Raw genomic sequence first — 11,601 nt, 5'->3', positions numbered from 1 at the left:
TCGACTACCGGCCTACCCCTGGTTCCCACCCGCCAATTCTACAATTAATCAACTAATTTACGGCGCAGGACACTAGGTTGCGCAAGGTTATGTTCAAATAGGTCGAAGATTCGAGTGACGAACGCCCTGTCGACGGGATCGGCCGCGAAGTCAACAAATCCGTCGATGGTCCAATCGCGCTTGCTAGCCGAATGGCCTCTGCCCTCACGGATGCGCAGCCACCGCTCACGTGGCGCGGCACCTGTCCTCCCGTCCGACAGCCAGTAGAGGAGGCGCTCAGTGTTGGGTTCAGTCATCCCCTCAACTTCATCGCCGGGGCCCCGTCGGACAGCCGCTACGATCAAGTCTTTGTCTGAATGCGTAACCTCGATCGTCACACCATCTTTGGTGTAGACGTCCACAGACTCCGACACCTTGAATGCAGACTCCCAGCCATAGTCTTCGCCTAAGTCGGACACATCCAACCGTGAACTTGTTCCCTCAGGCAATGTTCGACGCCCCTTCGAGGTTGGCCCCGCTCAACGTGGCTCCACTTGTGACCGAGTCGACGATTTGGCCCGCGATGCCGTCAATCTCGTCCAACATGCAGGCCGGAGGTAACGTGAGATCGAGGGCGTGGCAACGAATCACGATCCCAGTTCCCCGCAGGGTGTGGTTGGTTACCGGCCCATTGCCCTTTGCATACACGAGGTGACCGTCGCGGAGCCGGAGAACTGTGCTGTAAGCCAACAACTGGTAGAGGTCCGCGTTGGGAAAGCCATCCGGATGTTCGGCCTTGTATTTGGCGTCCACGACGGCAGTGCTCAAGCCTTTGTGGCACAGAAGATCTGGCTTCATGGGCACATTTCCGCCGACATCCATGTGTATCTTGGCCTGCACCCGGCAGTGCCACCCACGAGCGGTTAGCGCTTCGCCCAGCGCCACTGTGACAAAGTCCTCGAACACGCGCCACATATCGAACATATAGCCGCTGATGGTCAGATCACCCAGGTGATGCTCGAAAGATTTCGCAGCCAGGACAATCTCAGCGATGCGCAACGCAGTCTGGTAACGGGCATTCAGTCGGCTCGGGTGCCAACGTGGCACCGCACTTCCGCTTGGCAGCACCGTTACCTCGTCGAGTGTGCGACGCAGCCGTTGCAGGAGTCGCCGCGCGGCTTCGGTGACCCGAGGAACTCTAAGCAACCGCATCGTGGCCATCGCCAGAATCTGGTTCTCCGCGATGTCTGCCGTGAAATCGTCATACTCCACCGCGAGCGGCACCGGCAAGCCGTAGTGGCGACTCATCTGTTCGCCACTCAACACTCGTCCCCTTAGGACGGTGAGTGTGTCGTTGACCGATCGATACCCGTGCAGCAACCCAGTTTCGAGGGTGCGAGTTGTGATGCGACTGAACGCCTCTGCCAATGCGGGCAGCAGCTCGTCAGCCGCGTCCAAGCGGACCAGTTCATCGCGCCAAATCTTGGAGTTGCGGGTGTACCCCACCATGAATATCAGCCGGTTCAGGTCCACGATCTTGGGCCGCACGATGATGTGACGGTCACCGACGGTCAACGCCCCCACGCGGTGGCCAGCCGAAATATCGAACAATCCCTCCTCAACTGTCGGAGTAACGTCGAGGAACCCCACGGCCGTCAGAGCGTAGAACTCGGCATTCGACAGGGCCATCCGGCATGACGGACCTCCCTCAGTAAGAACTATTGGGGCCTGCACCGTCCCCCTCCGATTCTGGGTGCGACGGTTCGGCGACCGCGCCCTTCTGAAGCGCATCCAATCTGTACTGCTTAGCGACGTTCACTGACGGGTCACCGTAATGGTGTTCCTCCAACAGAGGCAGGATGTCGGTGCGCCACATCAACTGCAGGGCTGCTCCCGTGGTATCGGCGAGCAGCCGCTCGCGCATGAAATACGACGGGCCAATGCTGAAGTCCTGATCGCTGATACGCGCGTTCAACGCTTCATGGAGGTCGGCCAGGTCCATCGGGCGGCCCTTCGATTTCAACCAATTTCGCAGAATCTCCGACGTCGGTTGTTCAGACGGGTGCAGCGGAAGGAACGCGAAGCGTCGCCGGAGCGCGGCGTCGACCAAGGCAATAGAACGATCCGCGGTATTCATCGTGCCGATCACAAAGATGTTCTTGGGCAACGAGAAAGGCTCGGTGCTGTCAGCGGAGTACATCAGGTCGATCGAACGGTCCCGGTATTCGAGCAGGAAGTACAACTCGCCGAAGATCTTGGGTAGATTGCCGCGGTTGATCTCATCGATGATCAACACGTGCGCAACGTCAGGATTAGCAGCGGCGTCGTTGACCAGGAGCCGCAGCGGCCCCGGTTTCAGTTCGAATGCGATCTGACCGGCACCTGAGGACTTGGGACGAAAGCCCTCAAAGAAGTCCTCATACGAGTACGCGGGATGGAACTGCACCAGCTTGATCTGCGACTCGTCGGTTACGTGCCGGGCGAGTTCTTGCGCCAGATAGGTCTTGCCGGTCCCCGGAGGTCCGTAGAAGATCAGCTGCCGCCGGTGCCGCAGCAGATCGATGCAGTCCTGCAGCCAGTGCATCCCAACGTGGAGCCGGTTTGCGAGTTCCGCAGTGGCATCAGGTAGGCGAGGCTCACCGCTACCGCTCGTCGGCGAACTGGGATTGTCTTCCTTTGGCGGCTTCGGCGCGGGCTGCTCGGGCGACTTCTGCCATCGGTCGATCCAGGGAGGTTGATAGAGGTCAACTTCTCCGCCCTCTGCTTCAACGAGCGCCGCATAGATGTCAGCAAGGTCGTCATCGACGTCACCGATTGGGCCGCCGAGGTAGTCGTCCGCGAAGCAGTCGCGTATCGCCTTGCGGTGTTCGTCCTTCACGATCGGCAGAAAGAAGCGTGGGAATGTCAGGTAGAGCAACGACTGTCGTTGCGTCGCTTGTCCAGTCGCTACTGCGCGCACCTCGTCACGAAACGCCAATGGGTCGGCCAGCGCGTTGTCCCGTACGTCAGCAGGCAATGACTTGAAGTGTCGAGCGAACTCAATGAGATATTTCAACTGCGCCCACTTTTGGGTCGTGAACGCCTGCCCACCATGGAACACTCCCCCCGATAACAGCGCGTCGCGGACATCGTTCGGAATCGGAACGGGTGATCGACCGATTTCCAGCACGTGCTCAATCTGCGTTACTTTCTTCTGTCCTCCGAGATTGCGAATCGGCAGACACTGCAAGAGCAGCAGCTCCGCAAACAGCTGGATGACGGCGGGCGACGCGTCCGCCAGTTGCTTCTCCAACTTTTGCCAGAAGTCGCCGTCGCCAGCATCTGGCTTTTCTACATATTCAGCGACTAGCTGATCCAGATTCTCAAGCGTCCAGATCGGCACACCTGGAGTCAGCAGCGAATCATCTTGTCCCAGACCAACTTCGACAAGCCGACGGCCGATCGGCTCGACCTTGAGCGCCGCCGGGCGACCGAGGGTTCCCACCCCAGCCCCAGTCACTGCGCCATCACCAAACCGCTCGGCGAGCCGTTGAGTAGGCCCAGAGCCAACGCCCGCTGCAGTGCCTCGTCCAGTCGTGCAGCGACCTTCTGACCCGTCCGCGTGATACCGAACATCTTCATGGCCTCCCGTTTGAGCTCATCCGGGGGCGCTCCACCGGACTGCTGCGCAATGATCACCATGGCGTTGCCGATTTCGACGAGACTGACATTCTCGATCGTCCGAGGGTCGCCAGATTTGGGTACCCGAACCAGTTGCCAAGACTCAGGGGAAACGCCTTGCGGCCAATAGAATTCAGGATCGTCGCGTCGCTCGAAGTCAACCGGGACCAACCGCTGCAGTGAACGTTTGCGTTCTTCAGAGACCCTCGCCATCCCGAATGCTCCCGCCACATATCGCGCCAACTGATCCCGAGAAATCGGCGCCTCAGCCTCGATGACCTCACGGATGATCGGCAACACACGGTCTATAGCTGATCTCTGAGGGAGCTCGTCCAGCACTGATTTGTCTCCAGCGACCACCGGAGTCCATGGCTTGAAATCCGCGACGTTCGGATGGCGATGCGATGTCGACGCGTGTGCTGAGTCCGACTTGAACGAAAGAAGCCCTTGGCGCTCAACAGGTTCGGCAACATCGGTCGAACCTGCTGCTGTCTCCTGTTCTGGACTGCCGGCCTCGATCGGTTCCACGACGTGCTCCGGCACCGCCGGTTCCAAAGCTTTCTTCTTTGCGCCCACTACTGCAGCCTGGAGCCGCTCAACAGTTGCCTCGCGATGGTGCAGCCACTCGGGCATCCACACCCGCTCCACGGCCGGCCAGTGCATCAACGACGACAGCACGTCGACCGGCAACCCGTCCCGGTCGGCGACAGTCCCCCGCTGGTACCACTCCGTCCCGTCAAGCAGCACAGCGACCAGCGGACGAACTGCGTCGTCCGGATCGGCAATCACGAGGTCGACGCGGAAGTCAGAGAGCCCGACATCGGTACTCACCACCAAGCCCTCTGCACGCAGCGCGGCCGCGATGTCGTCGCGGTGCCGGTCGATCACCGGATTGCGCTTACCGCCTTGGGTGATGGTCTGGACGCCACGCGCAGCCAGTTCGAGGTAGGCCTTGAGGTGCTTGGTTCCGATCTGCGTGGTCTCCTCTGCCCGCAGGTCGGCCGGGTCGAAGCTGGCGTACAAGACTACTTCGCAGCGTGCCCGGGTCACAGCGACATTGAGCCGACGCTCGCCGCCGGGCCGGGACAGCGGCCCGAAGTTCAGCGGTAGGACGCCATTGTCATTCTTGCTGAAGGCAATTGAGAACAGGATCGTGTCGCGTTCGTCGCCCTGCACATTCTCCAGGTTCTTGACGAACAGCCCGTCCGGCTCGTCCAACGCAGCGAGTAGCCGCTCATCACCGGTGTCGCGCAGCAGGTTCTCGATGTAGTCGCGCTGTTGCGCGTTGAAGGTGATGACACCAAGCGATGGCGCGGACTCAAGTGACAATGCGAACCGCTGTCGGATATCCGCGACGATCCGATTGGCCTCGACCTCGTTCGTCCGCAGGGTTTTTCCCTTGCCCGACCGGTTGAAGTGACCGTCGACCCGGATCATCGAGACGCCGTAACCGTCCGCGTCTGCCAACGGCGTCGGGAACGACGCCAACCGTCCGCGGTAGTACTGAATGTTGCTGAATGCGATCAGTGCCTCGTCCTGGCTGCGGTAGTGCCACGAGAGCCACTGTTGCGGCACTTGGGAACTCACGCACTCACTCAGGATCGATTCTTCGTCCGTGATGACGCCAGGAAGCTCATCCGCGTCGTCATCCTCGGCTGCCGCCGCATTGACCTCAGCAAAACTCGTCGGCGGCATCTGCTTGCTATCACCGACGACCACAACAGATCTCGCGCGTCCCATGGCGCCGATCGCGTCGGCAACCCGGATCTGCGAGGCCTCGTCGAACACGACGATGTCGAACACACCCGCGCGGGCCGGGAAGAATCGCGCCACCGAATCGGGACTGGTCAGCGTGCACGGGAGAATCTGGGTGATCAGGTCGCCGTAGTGCTCCATGAGGTAACGGACACCCTTGCCACTGCGTTTGGCTTCGACCAGCTTCTTCAGTTCACCGATCTTGCCCTTGCCGCCGGCCACGTCGAGCGTGCGCTTCGCGAGAATCTCCGCGGCTATCGACCGTTTCAGCTCCTCGCGGACCACGGCCGAACTCTCCGTGAAGCGGCCAATGGCCTTGTTGTGCGCAACAATGTCGAAATCGTTCAGGCCGCTAGCCTCAAGACGTTCGGCGGTCGACGCGATGGCCGTGCCCCGGTCGTAGGCGGCCGGCGCGTCCTCGCCGACGGCCGTGCCGTCGAGAATCTCCGCCCGGGCGACGTCCATCCCCGCAGCCCGCAGCGGCTCAAGATGCGACAGCAAGTCGACCCAGCGTTCGGTCGTGGCGCTGGTCTCCAACCGGCGGTCACTGCGCGTCACCCACCAACGCTGAATGAAAGACTCTTCACCCGCCCACGCGTTCAGCTGCGCAGGTGTCGTTCCGGTGGCGTCGCTGAGTTTCTGCCAACCGACCGCCAACGCGCGCAACTGCTGTCCAGCAGTGCCAGATGCCGTGTCGCTATAGAACTTTCGGAGGTCCGCTACGCGGGGATCGGTCGGAGCGGTCGTCAGTACAGCCCCGATGCGCCGGAGCGCGGCAATACTGTCCCGCACGTGGGCGGCATCCACCGCGACGAACGGGTTCCACGACCGGTCGAACAGCACCACCGGCAGCGCCGTAACCAGCTCACGAAGTTGCGTCACCTCGGTATAGGTGTCGTTCATCGCGCCGGTGGTCGCCGAGAGCGTCTTGAGCTTGATCGCTTCGGGCTCCACGGCGAGTACGTCGACCAACAACTCGACCACCGCACGTCGGCGCTTCTTGCGGCCGAAGAAGCCCGATTCATCGGCGGCTACCGCCGCGGCGTGAACCTCCGGAATGTCCAGATCCATCGCCGAGGGCTGGGCCACTGTGAACCACTCGGGCTGGGCTGTAACGATTTTAGCCAGCAGCTGCTCGATCGCCGCAAGTTGCGCCTGGCCTGCGGCCGTATGCAGCGTGTCAACCCCGTCAATCGGATACCGCGGCTCAGCGGTAACGCGAGCCCAGGTGTCGACTGCAACGAGGTCCTGGTACTTCACCACCACGTCCAAGGCGATGCCGGTGCCTTGAACAGCTTCCAGTGCCTTGTCGAATTCGACTGCAGCGGCATAGATCTTGCTGGCGTCGAGACCGTTGGGCGGCACGACATCGACGAACGCCCATGGATGACCCTTGCGGGGCTTGGCGAGGTCGGTCTTCTCGCTCAATCCGCGGATCGCATCGGATACCGCGTCCCGCAACTCCGGACTACCGCTGGCGACAAACGCTTTCGGCACCTCCAGCGGCGGAACTTCACTGTCGGCGGTCAGCCCGGCCTTGCGCGCCGAATACAACGACAGCCCCGCCGCGTTGGTCGCGTGCAGTTCGCCGGCGTAGTTGGCCAATTTGTGGCGGTTCGACTTCGCCGTCTGGAGCTTGCTGCGTAGCAGGTCACCGTCGTGAGTGACATACAGTTCAAGCGCCCGTTTGATCTGCGCCCGCACTGCCGCGGGCTTCGCCGATTTATCGTGGATGTCGAGCGAAAGATCGCCCAATCCAACGCTTTCCAGACGTTTCTTCACCACGTCCAACGCAGCGCGCTTCTCCGCGACGAACAGGACCCGCCGGCCCGAAGCCATGGCGTGCGCCAACAGGTTCGTGATGGTCTGCGACTTACCGGTTCCGGGCGGGCCCTCAAGCACGAAAGTGCGCCCACCCACCGCATCTGCAACAGCCCTCAGCTGAGACGAATCCGCAGACATCGGAACCGAGACGCCGAGCTCGTCGAGATCGACATCGGGGCCAGCGACCACAGAGTCCGTGTACTGGTCACTGTTACCGTCGATGAGGTGCTTGACGAGGCTGTTGCCTGACAGCTCGCTCCACGAATCGTCGAGGTCTTTCCACAGTGGATACTTGGCGAACTGGAGCACTGAAAGATGCACAGACTCTTCGACGCGGAAGTCGAGCCCCTTGATCGCCTCACGGACCGCGTGGAAGGTCCCGTCAAGGTCGATGCCGGAGGCGTCTTCGTCGGGGTTCGCCAGCGCCGGGATCTCCAAAGCCAGTGCGGTACGAAGTTTTTCGACCAGGCAGTAGTTCGGCGTCGACATCCCGGCCTCGTCGATGGCGAGGACGTAGCGCTCGCCCTTGTTCTTGGGGGTGATCGTCACGGGCACCAGCACCAGCGGTGACCGCAGCTCCTTCCCGTTGAACTTCCAATGCAGCATGCCGAAAGCCAAATACAGGTTGTTTGCACCCGTCTCCTGGACGATCGTCTTCGCCTTGTTCGCCAGGTAGCGCAGCTTGGACGTGTACGAACCCGCCGTGATGTCGATGTAGGCACTGCGCTTGTCGGCGAGCAGAACCTGCCGATCAGATTCGGACAGGTCGCGCCCGTAGCGGATACCACGAGCGATTTCGGTGGTGCTCGTGACTTCGTCGGAGCCCAACAGCGTGATGGGGGTACCAGCGTTGATGGCGTCTTCGAAGTAACCGAGGATCGGTCCAGGGACTTCGATCCGATACCCCGAGCGGTCTGTGTAGTTGATGAGTTTGTTGCGCAGACTCAGGTCGAGCAGCGCGTTCTTCCATTGCCGCACGCGCGGCGGAACCTGCTTTACCACTCGCGGCTGGGCTGGCCCGCTTGGTGTGTAGGGCTCGATGGTAGGTGCGGCCATCGGCATGTACTCGATGACCTCAACCTGTCCGCCGTCCTTGACGGTGCGACTGGGCAGCGGATAGATGTTGGCCTGGCGGGCCTGCCGAATATCGGTGACACCCAGGATGTTCGAGATGTCGTCTAAGCGACCGCCGGCCTTTGGTGCGCGCCGCGCGGCATCGAATGTCAGCGACGAATCGCGATCGGTGACCATGGTGGTCTCGATCAGGCCAATGTATCCGAGGTCAACGGCATTGACGGTGTCGGCCGCCTCGATGGTCGACACCGATGACAAGGACATGTCGCCGCGCCAGTAGCCGAGCATGGCGTGGCCGCGCAGCAGCCAGATCGTCGAGTTGATTCCGCACTGCTCCAGCACGGCAGCCATGACCAGGGTGGTATCCAGGCAGGTGCCGAGGCGGCCTTCGAGGACCTCCGCCGGGGTGCGGACCTTCTGGCCGACGTCGCCCCAGCTTGCGGGCGGCTCGGCGTACCGGATGTCCCGCGCCTTCATGGCGTCGAACACGGCGCGGGCGATTGCGTCGACCCGCTCAGGATCCTCGCTCTGGTATCCGTCGAGCGCGGGATTCCCTGTCGATGCCTTCAAGCGGTCAGAAACGTCCAGCAGGAGAGTGGCCACGGCCGCAGCGTTGGGTTGGACGTAGGCCGCCATCAACTCCATGGCCAGTTGAGGCGGCACTGCCTTCCACTGGTTGGCGGCCAAGATGTTGACCGGCTTGGACGCCTCTGCCAAAACGTCACCGGAGGCGTTCTTGAGGATGGCGCGGATTTCGCCTGGACGTTGCTCGTCCACGTTGAGCATCGATGCCGGATCGAGCTTGAGGTTGATGCCGTTCAGCACGGTTTGTTGGCCGGCGCTCAGGTCCAGGTGCAATTCAGTTGGGCCGCCATGCGATCCGTCGGCACTGACGATGTCGACTTCCAGGACAGCGCCGTGTGCTTCTCCCCCGTTGTTGTCGACAACGATCTGTTCGATCACCGGAATGCGGCAGTGCGCCATCGCATAGCTGAGGTCGGCGATAGCAGTGATCTCGATCGTGGCGGACTGCGAGTTCGGCGCAGCTAGCTGAGTGTTCGTCGCGGTGGCGGGAGTCGGTTCGGTCGCGACGACAACAGCCTGCGGCTCCGATAGCGACAATTTCAGCTCTGCGACGGTCTGGGCCTGCGCATCGGCGCCGATAGCGCGCAGCAGGAGTTCAGCTGTTTCGATCGCGCGGTGGGCTTCGGCCTGCGTGAACGGCTCTGTGTGCGCCCACCTGTTGCGCGCCACCCGCAATTCCTTGGCGTAGACCTCCGCCTGGCGGGGCATCTGCCCACTGAACGGATAGCCAAGGTTGCCGAGCCGCTCGGTCATCGCGCGCAACATCAGCGCGAGGTCGGAGTTCTGGTACTCGCGGTTCCCTGCCTTGCCGGCGGCCGCGTCCTTCTGCTTGAGCGCCTGCGCCCAGTCGGTCCCCGGCGGGAGCACCCGGTTCAGGACCCGCGCGATAAACGGCGCCAAGCCGCCGGCCAAAGATTTCAGTGCCTGACCGACAACCTGATGATGGTCGACGTTAGCCACGATTCAGTAACCCCCGCTCACTGATTGCAGATGTGCCCGTCGACCTCTGCTCACCCAACCGTTGTGGAGAGCAAAGTTGTCGGAGCGCCCCAGGTATGTAACTACTCCCAAACCATCGGCGCTGTCAATTTGCTGAAAACGGACCACGCGCCGGTGACCAATCCTTTGTCACTACGGACACCGTGCGTCTACTCAGGTCGTTCACCCCCGCCGAAGTAGCTGACGTCAACATTTGCACTGAGCAACCTCCAAAGTCCCTGTTCAACCCGCTGGTTTCGGCGAGCCGCACAGAATGACAGAAGGCCCCGACAACCTGGCGCAGCTGAACAGACTGTCGGGATGAATCCAGCCATGTACGGACTGACCACTGCGCCCGGACGCGGATTCGCTCACAGCCTGTCGGCAGGTTCGCCTAGGCTGTGCCTTCACGGGGAGGGGACACCAATGACCGACGGCAAAGACGTGGCGGTACCGCTGTGGATGCTAGCCACGCAAGAGACTGCGCTGCCAGACATCCCGAGCGCCGGCGGGTTGACGCCGGAGCGACTGTCCGAGCTGCGAAGCGCGCTCACGCTGCTAGCGGATACGCCCATCGCGACGTTGGAACAGCACCCCATGCCCGAAAACGTCGATCGCACGGGCGCGGTGGCGTTGCACAGCACCAGCCCGCTCGCTCAGCACCTTTCCCAGCTGGTCTCGCAGACATCAACAGCCGCACCAAAGACCGCGGCCACGAGCGAAACCCTGTATCGAATGGTCGTGCCGGCGAAGGTCGCCTCGCAGATGGGCAAAGGCCTGGCCCGGACGATGCCCTCGAAGGCAGCCACCGGCGGCATTCATGGTGCAATTGTTGGGTCGAAAGGTATTGCAGCCCAAGCAACGTTCGTGCCAGCCGTGGGCGGAGCCGGCGCGGCAGTCGCGGGTGCCAGTGCGCTAACTATTGCCGCGCCTCTGGTTTTGATGGCGGTCGCGGTCGGAGTCAGCGCACATGCAGAGCACCAACGGCAGCAGGCGATCGAACGCATTACCGAACTGCTGGAGCATTTGGTCGAAGGCAAGCTGAACGAAGAGCGCGACGCCTTGAACGGATGCCGCGCCGCCATAGACAAAGCGACGGCGATCGTGCTCGACAAGGGTGAGATCGGGCAGGCAATTGGGATCGGACCTGCTGACCACACCATTGACATCGCCATCGCGACAGCCGAGCGGCGCCTCAAGAACTGGCAACGCGCCGTTGACGCGATCGATTCCAATACTGCCGAAATATCTTATTTGACAAAAACTTTCGCAGGAATCGACAAGACCGGTGGCGAGTTTCGTGCGCATCTGGAACTCGCTGACCTGGCCATCGCACTCAAACGGCGGGTCATCATCCTACAAGCGGTCGAGCAAGGGCAGAAGAACGCTACGAACCCGTTCGAGCGCTTCATTCAGTCATTGAAGGGCGACCAACAGCGTGTCGACGAGCTTGAGGCAGGCATCCACGGCGTTCTACGCAAGCTCGGCCAGCTGCACCTGAAGCGACCCGGAGGCTTCACGAACACACTCTTCAGCAAGGGCGAAGTGGACGACCTGCTCAAAGCCGCTTATCGGCTGCGCGAGTTGGGCGACCGCGTTCACGAACCAAACCCCAAAGCCGACATGGTCATTGATATCGCTCGCGAGCGGGATGGGTCTGTAGTTGTGTTTCCAGCAGTTGCCTCGTAGCACCGGAATAGCGGGACCACATCGACGACCCTCAGCAACAGATCTCTCGCCCGGTGA

Annotated in this window: 5 protein-coding genes; 1 reads left to right on the top strand and 4 read right to left on the bottom strand. The window is 61.7% G+C overall.

Going from position 1 to position 11,601, the window contains the following annotated elements; all coding sequences use genetic code 11:
* Window positions 1–44 precede the first annotated feature (44 nt).
* From ACJH6I_RS29645 to ACJH6I_RS29630, 4 genes are all read right to left on the bottom strand, one after another.
* Window positions 45–401: a hypothetical protein gene (locus ACJH6I_RS29645; protein WP_406785075.1), complete on the bottom strand. Its 357-nt coding sequence runs from the start codon at window positions 399–401 to the stop codon at window positions 45–47.
* A gap of 79 nt (window positions 402–480) precedes the next feature.
* The gene (locus ACJH6I_RS29640) at window positions 481–1,668 is read right to left on the bottom strand and encodes an McrC family protein (RefSeq protein ID WP_406785074.1); all 1,188 of its coding nucleotides are present in this window, start codon (window positions 1,666–1,668) and stop codon (window positions 481–483) included.
* Between the two features lie 19 nt (window positions 1,669–1,687).
* Window positions 1,688–3,463: an McrB family protein gene (locus ACJH6I_RS29635; RefSeq protein WP_406785073.1), complete on the bottom strand. Its 1,776-nt coding sequence runs from the start codon at window positions 3,461–3,463 to the stop codon at window positions 1,688–1,690.
* An 11-nt stretch (window positions 3,464–3,474) separates the two neighbouring features.
* On the bottom strand, window positions 3,475–9,837 hold the full coding sequence (locus ACJH6I_RS29630) for a DUF3320 domain-containing protein (RefSeq protein WP_406785072.1): 6,363 nt from the start codon (window positions 9,835–9,837) through the stop codon (window positions 3,475–3,477).
* A gap of 444 nt (window positions 9,838–10,281) precedes the next feature.
* Between ACJH6I_RS29630 and ACJH6I_RS29625 the strand changes: the two genes are divergently transcribed.
* Window positions 10,282–11,544, top strand: coding sequence for a hypothetical protein (locus ACJH6I_RS29625; protein WP_406785071.1), 1,263 nt, complete (start codon window positions 10,282–10,284; stop codon window positions 11,542–11,544).
* Window positions 11,545–11,601: the final 57 nt, after the last annotated feature.

It is taken from the genome of Mycobacterium sp. SMC-13, from assembly GCF_045311035.1.
Classification (GTDB): Bacteria; Actinomycetota; Actinomycetes; order Mycobacteriales; family Mycobacteriaceae; genus Mycobacterium.
Note: the sequence above shows the minus strand (reverse complement) of the source record. Positions and strands in the feature narration are given on the sequence as shown.